Genomic DNA, 19,497 nt, shown 5'->3' on the forward strand with positions numbered 1-19,497 from the left:
CATCAAGAACAAAGACCAACAAGCATATTATGTAAACTTGGCGGCTGAAAAATCGGCTCTGCGCTTTACTTTACAAATCAAACAACTTTAAAGGAAAACCCATGAAAAAAACCTTACTTGCCCTGATGATGTTATCTGCCGCCGCCGCGTATGCCAGTGAGGCGGAAGACCGTTTGCTGTCCGTCCAATCGGTTTACCGTGCCGCTTTGAATGAGCAAAACAGCAACGACAGCAAAATCATTTCCCTGCAAAGTGATTTGGAAAGCGCGCAGCGCCGTTTGCAGGCGGCTCAATCCGATATTGACCGTTTGAAAGGCGAAATTCAGACGGCTTTGGCTCAGAAAGAGCAGCAAAATGCCAAGCTGCAACAAGCCGGCCAAATGTTGGACGCGGCTTGGAATGCCGTTTACGGCGTAGGCGGCAGCAAGGCGAAGCAATAATTTAGACATTGTATTATTTGCGTTTTACGCTTCTTTTATCATCTTTATAAGGAAACCTCATGTCCCTACCTCCCTGCCCGAAATGCCACTCCGAATACACTTACGAAGACGGCGCTCAATACGTTTGCCCTGAGTGCGCCCATGAGTGGAACGAGGCCGATGCTGCCGCTACCGGCGATGATGCCTTGGAAGTCAAAGATGCTAACGGCGCAGTCTTGCAAGATGGCGATACGGTTGTCTTGATTAAAGATTTGAAAGTCAAAGGCAGCTCTATGGTCATCAAGCAAGGCACCAAAGTCAAAGGCATCCGCCTGCAAGAGGGCGACCACAATATCGGTTGTAAAATCGATGGCAGCGCGATGAACTTGAAATCTGAGTTCGTCAAAAAAGCCTAAAGATTTTATTTTTGAAAGGCCGTCTGAAACCCTAATATCAGGTTTCAGACGGCCTTTATATATTTCATTCAAAATAAAACAAATCTTTATTTAAAATTAAATAAATTCAATAGAGTTGAATTTCAGGCCGTCTGAAAAAGCGGCGGAAAAATGTTCCGCACATACGCGGGTGCAAAAACGTTAAAATAACGCTTTCCCCTATTCTACGGAACCATTATGCCTCAGCCGACCGCCAAACAGATTTTGCACGAAGTATTCGGTTATCCCGAATTTCGTGGCAAGCAGGAGGCTATCGTCAATGCTCTGGCCGGCGGCGAGAGTTTGATGGTGCTGATGCCGACGGGCGGGGGCAAGTCTTTGTGTTACCAGATTCCGGCGCTGATGCGCGAAGGCGTGGCGGTTGTCGTATCGCCGCTGATTGCGTTGATGAACGACCAAGTGGCCAGCCTGCATGTAGCCGGGATTGAAGCGGCGGCAGTCAACAGCAGCACATCGGCAGATGAGGCGCGCGATATTGCCGACAAGCTTGCCCAAGGCCGTCTGAAACTGCTTTATGTCGCTCCGGAGCGCTTGGTTACCGACCGCTTTCTGCGTTTTCTCGACCAACAAACTGTCAGCCTGTTTGCCATTGATGAGGCGCATTGCGTCAGCCAATGGGGACACGATTTCCGCCCTGAATATCAACAGCTCGGCATGCTTGCCGAACGCTATCCGAACATCCCGCGCATCGCCCTGACCGCTACCGCTGATGCGGCCACGCGCGCCGACATCAAGCATTATCTGCACTTGGACAATGCGCCCGAATTTATCTCCAGCTTTGACCGCCCGAATATTTATTATCAGGTTATCGAAAAAAATAATGGCAAAAAACAATTGCTGGATTTCATCCGCAAGCAGATGCATGGGCAAAGCGGCATTGTGTATTGCCTAAGCCGCAAAAAAGTCGAGGATGTGGCTCAGTTTTTGTGTGAAAACGGCTTGGAGGCGATTCCGTATCATGCCGGTTTGATCATGGATGTGCGCGAGGAAAACCAACGCCGCTTTACGCATGAAGACAATATTATTGTGGTGGCGACCGTGGCGTTTGGTATGGGCATAGACAAACCCGACGTGCGCTTTGTCGCCCATCTCGATATGCCCCAGAGTGTCGAACATTTCTATCAGGAATCGGGGCGCGCCGGCCGGGACGGGCTACCTGCCGTGAGCTGGCTGTGTTACGGCTTGAACGATTGGGTGTTGCTGCGTGAACGGATTGCCGAAGGCAACAGCGACGAGGTGCAAAAGCAAATCGAAATGCAAAAACTCGACGCCATGCTTTCCGTCTGCGAAACCGCCTCCTGCCGCCGCGTACTGCTGCTCAAACATTTCGGCGAAGAATCCGAACCCTGCGGCCATTGCGACAACTGCCTGCATCCGCCCGTACGGTTTGACGGCACGGTGTTGGTGCAAAAATTACTCAGCTGCGTGTACCGCGCCGGACAACGTTTTGCCGCCGGTTACATCACCAACCTTTTACGCGGCAAAAGTGACGATTGGATACAGCGCAACGGCCATGACAAGTTATCCACATTCGGCATCGGCAGCGAACAGACCGACAAGGAATGGCGCAGCGTCATCCGCCAGTGCATCAGCTTGGGCTATCTCACCGTCAATGTCGTGCAACATCAAGCCCTGCAGCTGACCGAAGCGGCAAAAAAAGTCCTCAAGGGCGAAACCGAAGTCATGCTGCGCCCCCTGCGCCGAGAAAAAACGGCCACCCAAAAACCGAAAGACGATTGGTTGCGTACCGAGCGCGAAGAGCGTTTGTGGCAGGCATTGCGCCAGTGGCGGCAACAACGCGCCCGGGCAGAGGAAGTGCCGGCCTATGTGGTTTGCGGCGACAAAACCCTGCGCGATATTGTCGAAAAAATGCCCCGAAGTTTGGAAGATTTACATCAAATCTACGGCTTGGGTGAGGCAAAAATCAATAAATTCGGTTTGGAGATACTCGACGTTTGCGAAACGGCTGAAGCCGGTACAGTTTCCACAGACAGTACACAAGTTATCCACAACTTAGACGAGCGCGAACAGGCCTTAAAACAGGCTTTGGAAACTTGGCGCGAGCAGCAGGCAAGTGCCGATCAAGTAACGCTGGGTACGGTGTTCTCCAACGAGAGCATGGACGATTTGCTGACCAATACGCCTGCCGAACCCATCGACCTTTTAGGTGTGTATAAACTCGGCGAAAAACGTATCGAACAATACGGCGAGGGCATTTTAAACATCTGCCGCCCGTTTTCAGACGGCCTGAGTGAAGAGGACAAACGCAAACGCCGATTGATGCGTCGTCTGCTTCAGTGGAACATCGATACTGCCCGCCATGAAGGCCTCGAAGCTTATCAGATATGCAGCAAAGTTACCCTGCGCGCGATTGCCGCCCGACGGCCGCAAGATTTGGCGGAGTTGGCGGAAATCCACGGCATGAATGAGGAGAAAACCGACAAATACGGCGCGGAAATTGTCGAATTGTGTAAACAAGCGGATTAATTGACCGCGATTATCATCAAAGGTCGTCTGAAACCCAATCAAGCGTGGTGTTTCAGACGGCCTTTTTGAATTTTTAATCTTTATAAAACAATGAATAAGAAGATATCTTCATTTGTTTTGTCAGTTTTTTAAAGCTGCCGCGTCTAAACAGGCATGAAAGATGGGATGGTACCGATGGATTTTTTGTCCCATCCCATTCGACACACACATCGATTAGGAAAATAAATGAACACCTCATCCAACCCCTCTTGGCAGGCCGCTTTCGGTTTGTTGACGCTCAGGCTTTTTGCCGCGTATGAATTTCTTGAATCCGGCTTGGAAAAATGGAACGGGGAAAACTGGTTTGCAGAAATAAACAGTCAATTTCCCTTTCCGTTCAATTTGTTGTCGGATACGGTCAACTGGAATTTGGCCATGTGGGCGGAACTGGTTTTACCTGCGCTGCTCATTGTCGGCTTGGCAACGCGGCTGTCCGCGTTGGGATTGATGGTCGTGACGGCTGTCGCATGGTCTGCGGTACATGCCGGCTTAGGGTACAATGTGTGCGACAACGGTTATAAAATGGCACTGATTTATTTGGTGGTTTTATTTCCTGTCCTATTGCAGGGCGCAGGCCGTTTGTCTTTGGATGCCCTGCTGAAGAAACGCTGTTGCCGTATCAAGCATTTTCTTTAAGGATTCACGGTCGCGGGCCGACTTTAAATGCCCGATATTATCCCTTGATTTGTTTTAAAACCCATATTTTAAAAAGGAAGTTGAAATGAAAAAAAATGTAGCTGCTGCTCTGGCCGGTGCACTGTCCCTGTCTTTGGCTGCCGGTGTTGTTGCCGCTGATAAAGCTGCCAGCGACGTGGCCGTTGAGAAAACTGTTAAAGCTGCCGAAGGTACTTGCGGCGCGGCTGCCAAAGCCGGTGAAGGTTCTTGCGGCGCAGCCATGAAAAAAGCACACGCCAAAAAAGGCAAAGCATCTAAAGCCAAAGCTGCCAAAGTAGTAGAAGGCAAATGCGGCGAAGGTAAATGCGGTTCTAAATAATCCTGAACATACCTTTAACAAAGTCGCATTTTACAAACGAAAATGCGACTTTGTCGTTCATACGGCACCATAACAGGACATCACCATGATTCAACATGCAGGCTTGGGCTACCGCCGCGACTTGGCGGAAGACTTCCTCTCGCTTTCAGACGACAGCCCGATACGCTTTATCGAAGCCGCCCCCGAAAACTGGCTGAAAATGGGCGGCAGGGCGCGCGAACAGTTTGACCGCGTGGCAGAGCGGCTGCCGCTGGCGTTGCATGGGTTATCCATGTCGCTGGGCGGACAAGCCCCACTGGATACCGACTTGATAGACGGCATCAAAGAAATGATGCGCCGTTATGACTGCACGTTTTTCTCCGACCATTTGAGCTACTGCCACGACGGCGGTCATCTTTACGATTTGTTGCCGCTGCCTTTCACTGATGAGATGGTGAAACATACCTCGCGGCGTATCCGCGAAGTGCAAGACCGGTTGGGTTGCCGTATTGCCGTGGAAAACACCTCCTACTACCTGCATTCTCCGCTTGCCGAGATGAACGAGGTTGAGTTCCTCAACGCTGTTGCCCGTGAAGCCGATTGCGGCATTCATTTGGATGTGAACAATATTTACGTCAACGCCGTCAATCACGGCCTGTTGTCGCCTGAAGCCTTTTTAGAAAATGTGGACGCAGAGCGCGTGTGCTATATCCATATTGCCGGACATGACGTGGAAACGCCCGAATTGTTGATTGATACCCACGGCGCGGCGGTTTTACCGACTGTTTGGGATTTGCTCGAACTGGCCTATGCCAAACTGCCGACGATTCCGCCCACCCTGTTGGAACGCGATTTCAATTTTCCGCCTTTTGCCGAACTCGAAGCCGAAGTCGCCAAAATCGCCGACTATCAAATGCGTGCCGGAAAGGAATACCGCCGTGCAGCCTGAAACTTCCGCCCAATACCAACACCGCTTTGCTCAAGCCATACGCGAAGGCGAAGCCGCCGACGGCTTGCCGCAAGAGCGCCTGAATATCTATATCCGACTGATACGCAACAATATTCACAGCTTTATCGACCGCTGTTATACCGAAACGCTGCAATACTTTGACAGCGAAGAATGGGGCCGTCTGAAAGAAGGTTTCGTCCGCGACGCGCGTGCCCAAACGCCCTATTTTCAAGAAATCCCCGGCGAGTTCCTCCGATATTGCCAAAGCCTGCCGCTTTCAGACGACCTCTTGGCATTGATGGACTTTGAACACACCCAGCTGCTCGCCGAAACCGCTCAAACCGACAGCCAAACAACTCATGCCGATTCAGACGATTTGGCCTACACCCTTTCTCCCGCTGCCTTTGTGCGCCGTTATCAGTATGACGTGACTGACGAATTGCAGGAGGCGGAAACTGCCGTTTTGGTGTGGCGCGATAAGGAAGACGACGTGATGTATCAAACGCTCAACGATTTCGACGCCTTATTGCTGGAAACGCTGGCAGAGACGCCCACTTCCCTAAATGGCCTGCAAACCATGCTGGCAGAGTTCATGCCGTCTGAAAACGCTTGGCAGGACGCATTAAGGCAAAAATGGACGGAATGGTTGGAACAGGGCATTTTGGTTGCAGCATAAATCAAGGCCGTCTGAAACGGGCGCAGTCGATTTCGGTAAAACAAAAATACTACTGAAATCGTTTATAGATTCAATCGCATGCTCTTGCCGTATCAGCGTAAAATCAGAAGCATATTGATCATTCATTTCATACTGATACATTATGGCCCTACCCGAACTGACCAATGCCGAGCTTGCCGAATCCCGCAAACTGCTGCTGCGCTTTGCCCATATCCAGCTGCCCGACCGCCCCGATTTAGCGGAAGACCTCGTACAGGAAACCATGCTTTCCGCCTACCGCGCGGCCGAGGGTTTTAAAGGCGGCGCCCAAGTGAGCAGCTGGCTGTTTGCAATCTTAAAAAACAAAATTACCGACTGCCTGCGCCAAATCGGACGGCAACGCCAAGTTTTCGTCACGCGCGACGAGGAAGTCTTGGATGAAGCCTTTGAAGGACATTTTGCCGCCGACGGACATTGGACGGATGAAGGACAACCTCAGGGTTGGGACTCGCCCGAAGCCAGTTTGAACAATAAAGAGTTCTACCAAGTTTTGCAGACCTGCCTCTACCATCTGCCGGAAAATACCGCCCGCGTGTTCACTATGAAAGAGATTCTCGGCTTTTCAAGCGATGAAATCCGCGAGCAATGCGGCATCAGCCATGCCAACTACCACACCATCATGCACCGCGCGCGCGAAACCTTGCGCCAGTGCCTGCAAATCAAATGGTTCTCCCATGTCTGACAGGAAAACGCCATGAAAAAATGCCGCAAAATAACCGATCTGATTTCCAAACAGCAAGACCAAGTGCGTCTCAGTCTTTTTAACCGCATTGCCCTTGCCGTGCACCTGTCGCTCTGCCCCCGTTGCCGCGAATATAAGAAACAGCTCGAATTAATCAGCAACGCCATGCACAAGATGTTTCGATGATTCAAAAAAAGGCCGTCTGAAACCTGCCCCTGTCAGTTTCAGACGGCCTTTTTGTATCTGCTTTGTTTATAGCTAACCTTGAATAAGCCGTGGCTGGCCGTCCACTTTTTTAGTTGCCTTTATTTTTAAACTTGCGCCGTTGGCCTTTGTCTTTTGAGGCATGGGAGAAAGATTCTAATACGGTAGAACAAGATAAAGGCCGTCTGAAAGATGAATTTCAGACGGCCTTTTTCACGGCTTTTAGTGTTGTTCTTCCGGCTCGGGTTCGTCTTTGCCGAACCAGTTGTCAAAGCGGATGGTGTATTTCAATTCGCCGCCGGATGAGCGTGTGCCGATGCGGGCAATAGCTTGGATGGCGCGGGTCAGTTGGTACACGAGTTTGACGGATTGTTCGGCGCTGGAGATGCCGTATTCGTAACCTACGTAGAGGTTGTTGGTGAGCTGTTTGCCGACGGTCAGAACCTGCTCGGCAGGGTTGAGCTCGCCGGTTTGGGCGTTGCGGCTGCGTTTGCTGGTAAAGCCCAAATCATCGACAAGGCCGATGCGGTCGTTGACTTGACCGGCAAGCAATGCGCTGGCGGCCGCAGAGAGCGTGGCGTTGTCGCCGTCGCTGCCGCTGCTGGCACGGTTGAGGATGAGCCAGGAGAGTTTGTCTTTTTCACTCATGGCTTCTTTGGCAACCAAGGTCACGCGCGGATTGCTGAGGCTGCCGAGAACTTCGACACCTGCACCAACCGGGGAAAGGCGGCGTTCGGCACGGATGTTGAGGTTTGGATTGGTCAGCGGGCCAACAAAGGAAACCGATCCTTTGGTGATGTCGAGGTCTTGGCCGTAGGCTTTGTAGCGGCCTTTGACAACGCGAACGGTACCGACGCCTTGGACGGCTTCGCCCGGACGGGACGTGATGGCCAGTTTGCCGCCGATGGTAACGTCTGCGCCGTGGCCGACAAAACGGACATTGTCGTTGATGTTCAGGGTAAGGTTCATGTTGATGGGCGTGGTGGCCGTTGCTTCTTTTTTGGTTTCGCCTAGGACGACCACGTCATCGTCGAGGGTCGGCATGGAGGATTTTTGCGAACCGAACATACCGTAGTCGGTATTGAGCGTGCCGTTGAGCGATACGCCTTTTTCCGGATTGTAGAGGACTTTGGCCGTGCCGGAGAGCTGCAGTCGGCGGTTTGGACGCGAGAGGGTGCGGTATTTGTCGAAGATGATGTCCACGTCGACATCGGGGTTGGCGTTGGCAAGGTTGACCGCGCCTTTGAGCTCAATCGTGCCGCCACGGTGGAATTTGAGGCTGTCGATCACCCATTTTTGCCCCTGCAGGCGTGAACGCAATACGCCGTTGTCGAGGATCAGGCCTTGGGTTTGATGGCGGTAATAGAGGTTGTCGCCGTTAATCAGGCCGCTCAGTTGCGGATCGTTCAGACGGCCTGCCAAGTTGACGGCGGCGTTCAGACGGCCTTTGAGGGTTTGGCCGACGGGCAGGAAGTTGCGGAAGACTTCGAGGTTGGCAACGTTCAGGTTGAGTTTGCCGCTCAGAGGGGCGGTATCGAAGCTGGTACCCTGACCGATGTTGACGGTACCGTCGGCACGGCCGTAATTGGTTTGGAGGTCGAGGTTGCTGTTGACGGTAGGCGAACCGAGTCGGCCGCCGATGGTGGCGGTCGCGTTCAGACGGCCTGCAATACCTTGGGCTGTAGCCGGCATAAAGGATTTGAGCGAGCCCAAATCGGGAACGTTGATATTGACTTTGCCGCTGACGGGAGCGTTGTTGATGTTGTTGCCGAACTGTTGGGCGATGCCGAGCGTGCCGTTAACTTTGCCGAAGCGGGTGTTGCCTTCCAGCGTGCTGTCGATGCGGCCGTTTTGGAAACGGGTGCGCAGGGCGAGTGCGGAAAGTCCCAAAGGTTGTTTGTTTTTCGGGTCTTTGCTCGGCAGGATGATGTCGCCGCTTTGTCGGCTGATATTGAGGAAGCCGCGCGCGTTTTGACTGTACGCCAAATCCCAGTCGCCGCCCAAGACGAGGTTGTGTTCGATAGGCGGAGTGTAGAAGTTGTGCAATTCGGTAATGTGCAGATTTTGTGCGCTGCCTTTACTGGTAATGCCGGCTTTCTTGTCCCAAACGAAATTTTGCAGGTTGAGGCTGCCGCCCATGGCCGCCCAGCGCGCGCTGCTGAGGGAAACGCGTTCGCTGCCGGCTTCGAGGTTGAGGCGGTTTTGCAGTTTGAGGTTGAACGCGCCGTTGATGTCGAGCGTGTCAACCGTGCCTTTCCATTGGGTTTGGTCTTTGTTGAGGCCGCCGGTGGCGTCGAGGTCGAGCTTGTAGCGTTTGTTGTCCACCGCCATGCTGCTGTTGCCGCGGATGTGGTGGTGCGAGCCTGTGCCGCTGATGAGCAGGTTGACGTTGTCAATCATGGCCGCGCCGCCGGAGACGGCGATGTGTTCGCCTTTAATATCGGCACTCAACGGACGGTTGATATCTGGCGAACCTTTAAGCTTGAAGTCGAGGGTGCGGATGTTGACGGTATCGGCGACTTTGAAGTTGCGCGCTTCTCCGTTCAAATCGGCTTCAAGGGTTTTGAGGCCGTCTGAAAAACTGCCGGAGATGTAGCCGCGCGCGTTGAGCAGGCCGCCCAAGCCGAAGCCGAAACGCGACAAATCGGGGGCGGTAATGTTGAGGTTGAGGCGGTCGCCTTTTTTGCCGAAGCTGCCGTTGGTTTTGATGACGTTGCTGCCGAGGGTCAGGTCGGTCAGGGCGCGCGAGAGGTGTTTGTTTTCATAGGCGACGTCGGCTTTGCCACTGAGCGGAACGCCGTTGAGCGTACTCGGTGCAAACTGCATTTTGCCGGCGAATTTTTCTTGCGCCAGTATGCCGGTCAAGTTGATGTTGCCGTTGACGCTGCCTTGCGGAAGCTGCGGATCGATGCGCGCAGGGTTGAAGGCTTTGCTGACGATGTCCAGCTGCAGTTTGCGGTCTTTGAAGAGTTCGAGCGAGCCTTTGGCGTTGAGCTCGCCACCGTTTTGCGGAACCAGGCGGACTTTGTCGAGCTTGAGCGTGCGCTGGCCGAGCTGTTTGTCGGTTTGGAAAAACAGCATGCCGTCTGTACGCGCAAATCCGCTGTCGAGATTCCAGTTGACAACGGGGGAGGAGGTTTCGCCTTTGACGTCGATACTGCCGTTCAGACGGCCTGCGATGTTTTGACGGACGAAGTCGTCTGCGCCGGTATTGTTGATGCCCAGTGCGAGTTTGAGCTGGTCTTGGGCGGTGTCGATTGAGCCGGATACGTCGATGCTGCCATCTTTGAGCAGGTCGACACCGATGTCTTCAATCATGACCGTGCCTTTATCGTCAACGATGAATTCGCCGAGGATGCGTTTGACGGGGATATGGTTTTCATCGGCAAAACCGGCTTGGTCGTTTTCCAAGTCAATCGAGCCTTCCAGCGCAACGCCGTCGGTAAAGGACGGAATGGTGGTGGCATCGAAATTCAGGCGCGCTTTGGGCAGGCTGGGCAGGAAGGCCTGCGGATTGATGTTGGAACCTTTAACCAGGATTTCGCCGACGGTTTCATTGAGGCTGTCGGCGAATGGGTGGATGGTGGATTTGGCAGACAAATGAACGTTGTCGCCGTCGAGCAGCAGGTCAGTGGATACGTCTTGCAGGCTGCCCCATAGGCGCACCGTACCATGTAGGGTTTCGCCCTCAAGCTGGCCTTTGGTATAGATGGCGGTATTGAGGACGTAGGGTTTGTTCAAACCGACCACCACCGCGCCTGTCGAGCTGCTCCAAGGCGTGTCGGCGGTTTTGATGTGGAGGCGGTGTTCTTTTTTGTCGTAATGATAGGCCGCGTGCAGATGGTCGAGATAGACGGTCTGCTTGTCAAAACGCTTGCCCACGCTGATTTTGCCGGTTTCCAAACGGTCGAGATAGGCGGTAACGGGCAGGTCTATGCTGTCGGGTAGGCCTTTTGAAGGCTCTTCTTCTTTGGGCGGCGTGCGTTTGGTCACGATGGCGATGTCGCCGGCCACGACTTCGGTAATGTGCAAGGACGGACGGGTCAGCTCGGACGGTTTCCAATCAAAGCGGAAGCTGCTGATTTTGACATCCGCACCTTCTGTTTCAATCAACCATTTGTCGCCTTCAAAACCTTCAATCAGCGTACCCTTCAGCGTATCCGAAGAGATTTTGACGCCGAACCATGACGGGATCTTGTACAAACCGAAACGCAAACCCGATTCCGTACCGACCAGCCAGCCGATTGCGCCGGCGGAAACGGTCAATACGCCCAAGGCGGACAGGACAAAGCCGCGCAACAGGCGTTTTTTGCGCTTTGGCGGGGCGGGCTGTTGTTCAGACGGCGTGGAAGTGTTTGCAGTATCGGTCATGATATTTTTCTGTTTGTCTGTTGTTCAGACGGCCTGAAATGGCTGAGGCCGTCTGAAAGAATGGATGGTGTATGTTTGTTAAAACCTTGTGCCCAAGCTGATGTGCCAGCGGATTTTTTTGTCGTGATGGCCGTAGGCAATGTCGAAGGAGAACGGTGCAACCGGGCTGAACCAGCGTACACCCAAGCCGGTACCGTGTTTTAAGGTCATGTGTTTGAAGTTGCTTGCCGCATCGCCAACATCGTGGAAGATGGCGCCGGAGAAGCTTTTGGTAACCGGGAATTGATATTCGAGGCTGCCGACCACCAAGGCGCGTTGCGGCAGGACGGAGCCGTTGGGGCCGGCCAAGCCGATGCTGTCGAGTTCGTAACCGCGTACGGAAGTTGCGCCGCCGGTGCGGAACATCAGGCTGGACGGTACTTCTTCGCCTTCGCGGGCATAAACGTAGCCTGCTTGTCCGCGTACGATGAATGTACCGATTTTTTTGTTTTCAGGTGTGAAGAAATAGCCTGCGCGTGCCGTGGCGCGTGCCATTTGGGTGGAGGAGAGGAATTTGCCCAAAGTTGCCCCGATTTTGCCGTCGAGGTAGTAGCCGTTTTGAGGGTGCAGCTCGGTTTCGATGCTTTGTCGTTTCCATGAGGCGGTCAGCATGGTGGCATGGCTTCGGCCCAAATCGTAGCTGGTGTCGGGGACTTTGCGGTCTTCGGTAATGAATTCGAGGCCGAAGCGGGCATCGATATTGTTGCGGTCGCGGACATACCAAATACCGCTGGTCAGGGCGCGTTTTTCAAGGTTTTGCGTGGTCGAGCGGTTGTAGGAAACGTTGCTGGTCCAGTAGTTGCCGCGGTTGTTGCGCGGTTGGCTGATACCGGCGGCCAGCGTGGTCTCGTATTTGTCCATGTCCCAAACGATGGAACCGATGTAACCTTTGTTAAAGAGGTTGTAATAGTCGTAGGCGATACGGCCGCCGATTCCGTATTCGGAGTCGTAGCGGATACCGGTTTCCAGTTTGTGGCGTTTGACTTCGGTCACGTTGATTTTGACGGGAACGCGGTCGCCCTGCAGTTGGTCGAAGTCGGCTTGTACGGACGCGCCGGAGTAGTGGCCGTTTTGCTCGAGCGCCTGTTGTAGGTCGAGGATTTTGTCCAAGTCGTAAGGCGAACCAGGGTGGAAACGCGCCATACCGGAAACCACGCTCTCAGGGTAGCGACGTGCGCCGGTGATTTGGAAATCGCCGAAGTAAATGGGGCGGTTGCTCTCCACGATGACGTTCAAGTCGGCTTTTTGGGTATTGGGATTGATGGTGGCTTGAGTGGTGGTGAGTTTTGCCAAAGGATATTTTTTGCGTGTTACCGCGCTGAGGACGGAGGTTTTACTTGCACTCCAGCCGTCTTGGTCGAAGTTTTCGCCAACGGGCTGCTGCCAGTTTTCCATCGCATTTTGGTAGTACTCGGCCAAGTTGTCGTCATTCAATACGTCGCCGAGGATGGCCACGCTGACGTTGTCGACTTTGGTGCGCGGGCCGGGGGTGACGTTGACGGTATAGCTCTCGCCGTGGTCTTGAATATTGACGTTGCTGTTGAAGTAGCCTTTGGTCCGGAGCATGGTTTTGACGTTGTCGGGTGCCTCTTCGGCGAGGAAGCCGACCTGCTCTTTATCCAGCTCTTCTTCCTGCTGCTGGGTAATCAGCGGCAGGTATTCTTCAAGCATTTCTTTGACTTCGCTGTCTTGGGTGTCGATTTTGACGGGGAATTTGGGCTTGAGTTTGCCTGTTTGGTCGTCTTTGGGCTGCTTGGGCATTTCGGATTCGGGAACAGCTTCGTAGTCTTCCGCTTTGGGAACGGAAGTATCTACTGCCAACGCGTGTCCGTAGGCGAGCGCCAATGATGCAAATAAAACAGGGTAGGTCAGTTTGGTCATGATGTGTGTTCGACAGCGACAATTCTTCAGTTTGTGGATTTTAACATTATTTCTGCAAGGTTTCAGGCTATGGATATAAACGGAAATTTAGCGCGATAACGTTGCAAAATGCGGCTTAAGGGCGGATTTTGGTTTGTTTCTATCTGATTGTAATATTTATGTTTTTGTGTTTTGACTGATGAAGTTGCCTTTATATTCGGCCTTATGGCGCAGATTTCAGGCCGTCTGAAATCAAGATACAGAGAGATAAGGCAACGGTATGGGCATACTTTAAAGTAGGGTTTGAGCGGGTTTGATCGTATTTTTGGCATAAAGTGCCAACTGTGTCATAAATGCTAAACTTTAATGCTGTTTTTGTGAGGTGTGCATGAAAACCTCGCCGACAAATGATTTTTTATTTTAGAATGTAAGACTTTTTTAACATATCTTTAAATTGTGAAGGAACGGATATGGCAAGTGGCAATCCGCTTTTGAACGCGCTCAATCGCGTCAGCCTGGTGGCGCAAATCGCCATCGGCTTGGTTTTAGGTATTCTTGTGGGCGCAGTTTCGCCGCAAGTCGGTATCAGCGCAGGACTGCTGGGCAGCCTGTTTGTCGGTGCGCTTAAGGCTATCGCGCCGATTTTGGTATTTGTTTTGGTGACTGCCGCCATTGCGCAACACCAAAAAGGCAATCAGGCCCACATCAAACCGATTTTGATTTTGTATATTTTCGGTACGTTTGCCGCGGCCGTGGTGGCGGTTGTCGCCAGCATGGTATTTCCGACCACGCTGATTCTGCGTGCGGCCGGCGATGTATCCGTTGCGCCGCCTTCCGGCATTATCGAAGTGTTGAAAACGCTGCTGATGAATTTGGTGGCCAACCCGATTAACGCGCTGGCCAATGCCAACTATATCGGCATTTTGGCTTGGGCCCTGATATTGGGTGCGGCTTTGCGCCATCACGGTTCGGATACGACCCGCCAAGTGGCGGCCGATTTGGCCGACACCGTTTCGACCGTTGTGAAATGGATTATCCGTTTTGCGCCACTGGGTATTTTCGGCTTGGTGTCCTCTACCATTGCGGAAACCGGTTTTGAAGCGCTTGCCGGCTATATGAAGCTGTTGGCCGTATTGCTCGGCTGTATGCTGTTTATTGCGTTGGTGGTCAATCCGATTATTGTGTGGACGCAAATCCGCAGCAATCCTTTCCCGCTGGTGTTTACCTGCCTGCGCGAAAGCGGCGTGTATGCCTTCTTCACCCGTTCTTCCGCCGCCAATATCCCTGTGAACATGGCATTGGCGAAAAAACTGGGTCTGCACGAAGACACTTACTCTATCTCCATTCCATTGGGTGCAACCATCAATATGGCCGGTGCGGCAATCACCATTACCGTTTTGGCGATGGCTGCGGCGCACACGCAAGGCATTACGGTTGACTTCGCCACTGCCCTGCTGCTGAGCCTAGTGGCTACCGTCAGCGCGTGCGGTGCATCCGGTGTGGCTGGTGGCTCGTTGCTGCTGATTCCGTTGGCGTGCAGCCTGTTCGGTATCGACAACGATGTGGCCATGCAGGTGGTTGCCGTCGGTTTCATCATCGGCGTGATTCAAGACTCTGCTGAAACGGCGTTGAACTCTTCCACCGACGTTTTGTTTACTGCCGCTGCCGATTTGGGCCGCCAACGTAAAGAGTAGTTTTTAGGTTTAAGCCCAATCCGGCAAAGGCCGTCTGAAAAGTTTCAGACGGCCTTTGTTTTTGGCAAAGAAAAGGGATTTTTAGATGGTCAAATCGATAGATTGGTTTGGTCGGACTGACGGTATACGCTGTCATCAGTCGGATTTTTCCCGTAAAATACAGTCTTGAATGTATTTGAACACCTCTTTCAGACGGCCTGACCGTCTTATCACATTTGCAAAAAACAATGATTAAAAAAATATTCTCATGGTTCGAGTCACGCATCGACCCTTATCCCGAAGCCGCCCCGAAAACGCCAGAAAAAGGGTTGTGGCGGTTTATTTGGAGCAACATTGAAGGCGTACGCAAATGGATTGCCGTGTTGGCCGTGTTTACGGTCGGCGTCGGCATTATGGAAGCCTTGATGTTCCAGTTTATGGGCAAGGTGGTCGACTGGCTCGGCACTTATACGCCGCAAACGCTTTTTGTTGAAAAAGGCCATGCATTAATCGGCATGATGGCCATGGTGGCATTTTTTGCCGTTTGGACCTTTTTCGCTTCCAATGTGCGCCTGCAAACCCTGCAAGGCGTGTTCCCTATGCGCCTGCGCTGGAATTTCCACCGCCTGATGCTGGGTCAAAGCCTGGGCTTTTATCAGGACGAGTTTGCCGGCCGCGTGTCCGCCAAAGTCATGCAAACCGCGTTGGCGCTGCGTGATGTCGTGATGACTGTTGCCGATATGGTTGTGTATGTGTTGGTGTACTTCATCACTTCCGGCGTGATTCTGTCCTCATTCGATGCCTGGCTTATCGTGCCGTTTATCTGCTGGATGATTGGATTTGCCATGATTATGCGTTTCCTGATTCCTAAGCTCGGCAGAACCGCTGCGCGTCAGGCCGATGCGCGCTCGCTGATGACCGGCCGCATTACCGACGCCTACTCCAATATCGCCACCGTCAAACTCTTCTCCCACGGCGCACGCGAGGCCGCTTATGCCAAGCAGTCGATGGAAGAGTTTATGGTAACCGTCCATGCCCAAATGCGTTTGGCAACGCTGCTGCACACCTGCAGCTTTATCGTCAACAGTTCGCTGACCGTCGGCACGACCGCCTTGGGCATTTGGCTTTGGTATCACGGCCAAGTCGGCGTGGGCGCGGTCGCCACCGCCACGGCCATGGCATTGCGCGTGAACGGTTTGTCGCAATACATCATGTGGGAATCTGCCCGATTGTTTGAAAACATCGGTACCGTCAACGACGGCATGGCCACCCTGTCCAAACCCCACACCATCCTCGACAAGCCGCAAGCCCTGCCGCTGAAAGTCACCCGAGGCGAAATCAAGTTTGATCACGTCGATTTCTCCTACGAAGCAGGCAAACCACTCCTCAACGGCTTTAATCTGAACATCAAACCCGGTGAAAAAGTCGGCTTGATCGGCCGCAGCGGCGCAGGCAAATCCACCATCGTCAACCTGCTCCTGCGCTTTTACGAACCGCAAAGCGGTACGATTTCGATCGACGGCCAAAACGTGGACAGCGTGACCCAAGAAAGTCTGCGCGCCCAAATCGGTCTGGTAACGCAAGATACCTCGCTGCTGCACCGCTCCGTGCGCGACAACATTATCTACGGCCGCCCCGATGCCACAGACGCCGAAATGATTTCCGCCGCCGAACGCGCCGAAGCTGCCGACTTCATCCCCAACCTTTCCGACGCCAAAGGCCGACGCGGCTATGATGCGCACGTTGGCGAACGCGGCGTGAAACTCTCCGGCGGCCAACGCCAACGCATCGCCATCGCCCGCGTCATGCTCAAAGACGCACCGATTCTGCTGCTCGACGAAGCCACCAGCGCGCTCGACTCCGAGGTCGAAGCCGCCATCCAAGAAAGCCTCGACAAAATGATGGATGGCAAAACCGTGATTGCCATCGCGCACCGTCTTTCCACCATCGCCGCGATGGACCGCCTCATCGTCTTGGACAAAGGCCGCATCATCGAAGAAGGCAGCCACACCGAGTTGCTCGAGAAACAAGGCCTGTACGCCAAACTTTGGGCGCACCAAAGCGGAGGCTTCTTGAGTGAGCATGTCGAGTGGGAAAACAATTAAACGCTTTGAAAGAAGATAAAAGGCCGTCTGAAAAAACAATAATTTATATCGTGCTTAATTTGATGTCATGAATTAAAATGGTTGGGTAATTCAACGATAATCTACGCTAACTTTAGAAAGACAAGATGAAACGATCTATCAAATATTTGAGTATGGCTGTACTTGCACTTACAACCAATGCATGGGCAGGAAGTGCAGAAGAAGAGTTGCTGAACGCATTTGTAAAATGTGATGCATCTATGTTTGATATCTTGAAAAACAAACAGGAGCCATTGAGCAAATATGCTCCGATTGAAAAAGTAGGCAAGACTGCACGTTTTCAGTTAGGTAGTGCCGATGAAGATGGGAAAAGACAGGTCATCTTCAATAAACCGATAATATTAAACGGCATACGTTTTGTTAGTTTCGATACAATATATTCGGAATTTCCATTTAATGAGACCGGTAAAAATCCTGTTTTTTATTTCTGGGGGTTTGAGGTCGAAGAAGCACGGGCTGCTGATTTGGTGGTCAAGTTCCCGCAATGGGGGTTGAAACCGATGGGTAAAAACTTCGCAACGCCTTCACAAATTATTATTAACAGTCACCAGTCTGTACGCTGGCAACCTAATATGCAAGCAACGACTGGTTCGATACCGGCGAAAAATACAGTAGAAAAATTGCTGATCTTGGAAGAGAGTAATGGTAAAACTTCTCTCTACTGCACTATTCAGGGTTATCCGAACGACAAATTGATTCGTCGTGAACGACTTGATCTAATCGGGGGAAAGTAAAATGAAAAAGTTAGCTGTTTTTTTGATGACAATTTGTTTACCAATCTCAGTATTTGCCGATAAGCCAAGATTTTTGCCGATGCTGGAGGATACTCAGAGTCGTGTTTATGCAGATATGGAAAGTATCAAGAATCATCCTCACAATCCAAATTTGTTAGTATATGATGTGATAACTAATTTTGATGATACGAATAAAAATTTGGCAGGTACTTCCATGATAGAGAAGCACTATCTGGATTGTCTGAACAGGATTGATATTATGAATCCGGAGCCGGTAAAACTATACAGTCGTCATTTCGGGAAAGGGAAATTATTGCATGAGATCCCAAGGGAATCTGAACGGTTTGAAATGAAAGAGATTTCGATGATGAGTATACTATCTGCTACTGTGTGTAGTGTCGGCGGCCATAATTTTGGTGGTAATCCGAATGCTTTAGAAGATATGGGAAAAGCGTTGGATAAAATGGATAAGAAGAAAGATCGAAAAAGATAAATCTCAAGGCCGTCTGAAAACATTTTCAGACGGCCTTTATTAATGAAGCAAAGGGTAGGCGGGATAACCGCCTTTTTTCAGTTGAAACCTTATTTTACAGCCCCAGCGACCAAGCATTTTGGTGTTCGGACAAGTCTTCCAAGCGGTTTTCGTAATGGGCGAAGATTTCTTCGATGATTTCGTCTTCATCATCGATAACTCGGATCAGGTTCAAATCCTCTTCCAAAATCAGGTTTCTGCCCAGCAACTGCTCGCGTATCCAGTCCAACAGACCCGCCCAAAATGCTTTGCCCACTAAGATAATCGGGCGGTCGGGCGTTTTGCCGGTTTGTACCAAGGTCAGGCTTTCAAACAATTCGTCCAACGTGCCGAAACCGCCGGGCATGACGACATACGCCACGGCGTGTTTGACGAACATGACTTTGCGCGGGAAGAAGTGTTGGAATTTAATCGACAAATCCTGATACGGATTGGCTTTTTGCTCGTGCGGCAACACGATATTCAGCCCCACCGCCGGACTTGCGCCTGCAAACGCGCCTTTATTGGCCGCTTCCATAATGCCCGGCCCTCCGCCGGAAATCACGGAAAATCCGGCATCCGACAGTTTGCGCGCCAAGCGCAATGTGAACGCGTAGTCGGGATGGTTTTCAGGCGTGCGCGCGCTGCCGTAAATGCTGACGGCTGGCTGAATGGCGCGCAATTCTTCGCCGGCTTCGACAAATTCGGAAATAATCTTCAATACATGATACGACTCACGCGCCTGAATATCGCGGCGTGTTTCGTCGGGCAGCATGGGTTTGGGCAGTTTTTTGAGCAGGCTCACGGTTTTTCCTTCGAGTTTTTATGTGCCGTATTGTAACCCGAAAGGGGCAGGCCGTCTGAAAGTCGGGTTTCGGTGGTAAGTGTACCTGCCACATTTTCAAAAGCCCGTTACAATATCTGCTTTTATTTTTACTGCTTTGCCATGCTCGATATTATCCACCGCGACAGCCGCACCATCGCCGTCAACAAACCTGCCGGAATGCTGGTGCACCGAAGCTGGTTAGACAAACATGAAACCCGTTTTGCCGTGCAGACCCTGCGCGACCAAATCGGGCAGCACGTCTATCCCGTCCACCGCCTCGACCGCCCGACTTCTGGCGTCTTGCTGTTTGCACTCGATACCGAAGCCGCACGGTTATTGACGCAGCAGTTTGAAAACAAAACCATCGAAAAAACCTATTGGGCGAGACCTTTGCAAAATTCCCCAAAATCCCCTAA

Annotated in this window: 17 protein-coding genes; 14 read left to right on the forward strand and 3 right to left on the reverse strand. The window is 52.1% G+C overall.

From position 1 onward, the window contains the following. Positions 1 to 101: 101 nt before the first annotated feature. The 9 genes from HMPREF2606_RS05835 to HMPREF2606_RS10950 all read left to right on the forward strand — a co-directional run bounded on the left by HMPREF2606_RS05835 (position 102) and on the right by HMPREF2606_RS10950 (position 6,905). Positions 102 to 440, forward strand: a complete 339-nt coding sequence (locus HMPREF2606_RS05835; protein WP_070712396.1) for a hypothetical protein — start codon at positions 102 to 104, stop codon at positions 438 to 440. 59 nt (positions 441 to 499) lie between these two features. Further along, a complete protein-coding gene (locus tag HMPREF2606_RS05840; RefSeq protein WP_049349236.1) occupies positions 500 to 835 on the forward strand; it encodes a zinc ribbon domain-containing protein YjdM in 336 nt (111 codons plus the stop codon). 216 nt (positions 836 to 1,051) lie between these two features. Continuing rightward, positions 1,052 to 3,361 (forward strand): DNA helicase RecQ, encoded by a 2,310-nt coding sequence (gene recQ / locus HMPREF2606_RS05845; RefSeq protein WP_070712395.1) that lies wholly within the window; start codon positions 1,052 to 1,054, stop codon positions 3,359 to 3,361. A gap of 225 nt (positions 3,362 to 3,586) precedes the next feature. Beyond that, entirely contained in the window at positions 3,587 to 4,036 is a 450-nt protein-coding gene (locus HMPREF2606_RS05850) for an HvfX family Cu-binding RiPP maturation protein (protein WP_070712394.1), read from the forward strand. Positions 4,037 to 4,121: 85 nt separating this feature from the next. Further along, a complete protein-coding gene (locus HMPREF2606_RS05855) occupies positions 4,122 to 4,394 on the forward strand; it encodes a hypothetical protein (protein ID WP_049333024.1) in 273 nt (90 codons plus the stop codon). An 85-nt stretch (positions 4,395 to 4,479) separates the two neighbouring features. Further along, positions 4,480 to 5,322: an HvfB family MNIO-type RiPP peptide maturase gene (locus tag HMPREF2606_RS05860; RefSeq protein ID WP_070843430.1), complete on the forward strand. Its 843-nt coding sequence runs from the start codon at positions 4,480 to 4,482 to the stop codon at positions 5,320 to 5,322. After that, positions 5,312 to 5,998, forward strand: coding sequence for an HvfC family RiPP maturation protein (locus tag HMPREF2606_RS05865; RefSeq protein WP_070843431.1), 687 nt, complete (start codon positions 5,312 to 5,314; stop codon positions 5,996 to 5,998). Before HMPREF2606_RS05860 ends, HMPREF2606_RS05865 begins: the two co-directional genes overlap by 11 nt. A gap of 142 nt (positions 5,999 to 6,140) precedes the next feature. Next, on the forward strand, positions 6,141 to 6,719 hold the full coding sequence (locus HMPREF2606_RS05870) for a sigma-70 family RNA polymerase sigma factor (RefSeq protein ID WP_070843432.1): 579 nt from the start codon (positions 6,141 to 6,143) through the stop codon (positions 6,717 to 6,719). A 12-nt stretch (positions 6,720 to 6,731) separates the two neighbouring features. Then, complete coding sequence (locus tag HMPREF2606_RS10950; protein ID WP_049323681.1) at positions 6,732 to 6,905, forward strand: anti-sigma factor family protein; 174 nt, start codon at positions 6,732 to 6,734, stop codon at positions 6,903 to 6,905. Between the two features lie 240 nt (positions 6,906 to 7,145). Here HMPREF2606_RS10950 and HMPREF2606_RS05875 read toward each other — a convergent pair whose 3' ends face one another. Both HMPREF2606_RS05875 and HMPREF2606_RS05880 read right to left on the reverse strand, forming a co-directional pair. Further along, a complete protein-coding gene (locus HMPREF2606_RS05875) occupies positions 7,146 to 11,294 on the reverse strand; it encodes a translocation/assembly module TamB domain-containing protein (protein WP_070843433.1) in 4,149 nt (1,382 codons plus the stop codon). A gap of 78 nt (positions 11,295 to 11,372) precedes the next feature. Further along, the gene (locus tag HMPREF2606_RS05880) at positions 11,373 to 13,214 is read right to left on the reverse strand and encodes an autotransporter assembly complex protein TamA (protein ID WP_070712389.1); all 1,842 of its coding nucleotides are present in this window, start codon (positions 13,212 to 13,214) and stop codon (positions 11,373 to 11,375) included. Between the two features lie 449 nt (positions 13,215 to 13,663). Here HMPREF2606_RS05880 and sstT point away from each other — a divergent pair, with 449 nt between their 5' ends. The 4 genes from sstT to HMPREF2606_RS05900 all read left to right on the forward strand — a co-directional run bounded on the left by sstT (position 13,664) and on the right by HMPREF2606_RS05900 (position 18,237). Beyond that, entirely contained in the window at positions 13,664 to 14,887 is a 1,224-nt protein-coding gene (gene sstT, locus HMPREF2606_RS05885) for a serine/threonine transporter SstT (protein WP_070843434.1), read from the forward strand. 227 nt (positions 14,888 to 15,114) lie between these two features. After that, complete coding sequence (locus HMPREF2606_RS05890; RefSeq protein WP_070843435.1) at positions 15,115 to 16,971, forward strand: ABC transporter ATP-binding protein; 1,857 nt, start codon at positions 15,115 to 15,117, stop codon at positions 16,969 to 16,971. Between the two features lie 125 nt (positions 16,972 to 17,096). Next, entirely contained in the window at positions 17,097 to 17,744 is a 648-nt protein-coding gene (locus tag HMPREF2606_RS05895; protein ID WP_070712387.1) for a hypothetical protein, read from the forward strand. A 1-nt stretch (position 17,745) separates the two neighbouring features. Further along, a complete protein-coding gene (locus HMPREF2606_RS05900; RefSeq protein WP_070843436.1) occupies positions 17,746 to 18,237 on the forward strand; it encodes a surface-adhesin E family protein in 492 nt (163 codons plus the stop codon). Positions 18,238 to 18,331: 94 nt separating this feature from the next. Here the strand turns inward: HMPREF2606_RS05900 and HMPREF2606_RS05905 are convergent, their stop codons facing one another. After that, positions 18,332 to 19,060, reverse strand: coding sequence for an LOG family protein (locus HMPREF2606_RS05905; protein WP_003747857.1), 729 nt, complete (start codon positions 19,058 to 19,060; stop codon positions 18,332 to 18,334). Positions 19,061 to 19,201: 141 nt separating this feature from the next. Here HMPREF2606_RS05905 and HMPREF2606_RS05910 point away from each other — a divergent pair. Next, positions 19,202 to 19,497, forward strand: a 296-nt coding sequence (locus HMPREF2606_RS05910) for a pseudouridine synthase (RefSeq protein WP_283122350.1), incomplete at its 3' end; no start/stop codon positions are given.

Origin of the sequence: Neisseria sp. HMSC070H10 (genome assembly GCF_001837635.1) — a bacterium.
Lineage (GTDB): Bacteria > Pseudomonadota > Gammaproteobacteria > Burkholderiales > Neisseriaceae > Neisseria > Neisseria subflava_A.

Coding starts and splice junctions, on each gene's coding strand:
- HMPREF2606_RS05900 (WP_070843436.1), top strand. CDS start 17,746: ATGAAAAAGTTAGCTGTTTTTTTGATGACAATTTGTTTACCAATCTCA.
- HMPREF2606_RS05840 (WP_049349236.1), top strand. CDS start 500: ATGTCCCTACCTCCCTGCCCGAAATGCCACTCCGAATACACTTACGAA.
- HMPREF2606_RS05895 (WP_070712387.1), top strand. CDS start 17,097: ATGAAACGATCTATCAAATATTTGAGTATGGCTGTACTTGCACTTACA.
- HMPREF2606_RS10950 (WP_049323681.1), top strand. CDS start 6,732: ATGAAAAAATGCCGCAAAATAACCGATCTGATTTCCAAACAGCAAGAC.
- HMPREF2606_RS05860 (WP_070843430.1), top strand. CDS start 4,480: ATGATTCAACATGCAGGCTTGGGCTACCGCCGCGACTTGGCGGAAGAC.
- HMPREF2606_RS05870 (WP_070843432.1), top strand. CDS start 6,141: ATGGCCCTACCCGAACTGACCAATGCCGAGCTTGCCGAATCCCGCAAA.
- HMPREF2606_RS05880 (WP_070712389.1), bottom strand. CDS start 13,214: ATGACCAAACTGACCTACCCTGTTTTATTTGCATCATTGGCGCTCGCC.
- HMPREF2606_RS05855 (WP_049333024.1), top strand. CDS start 4,122: ATGAAAAAAAATGTAGCTGCTGCTCTGGCCGGTGCACTGTCCCTGTCT.
- HMPREF2606_RS05835 (WP_070712396.1), top strand. CDS start 102: ATGAAAAAAACCTTACTTGCCCTGATGATGTTATCTGCCGCCGCCGCG.
- recQ (WP_070712395.1), top strand. CDS start 1,052: ATGCCTCAGCCGACCGCCAAACAGATTTTGCACGAAGTATTCGGTTAT.
- HMPREF2606_RS05890 (WP_070843435.1), top strand. CDS start 15,115: ATGATTAAAAAAATATTCTCATGGTTCGAGTCACGCATCGACCCTTAT.
- HMPREF2606_RS05850 (WP_070712394.1), top strand. CDS start 3,587: ATGAACACCTCATCCAACCCCTCTTGGCAGGCCGCTTTCGGTTTGTTG.
- sstT (WP_070843434.1), top strand. CDS start 13,664: ATGGCAAGTGGCAATCCGCTTTTGAACGCGCTCAATCGCGTCAGCCTG.
- HMPREF2606_RS05875 (WP_070843433.1), bottom strand. CDS start 11,294: ATGACCGATACTGCAAACACTTCCACGCCGTCTGAACAACAGCCCGCC.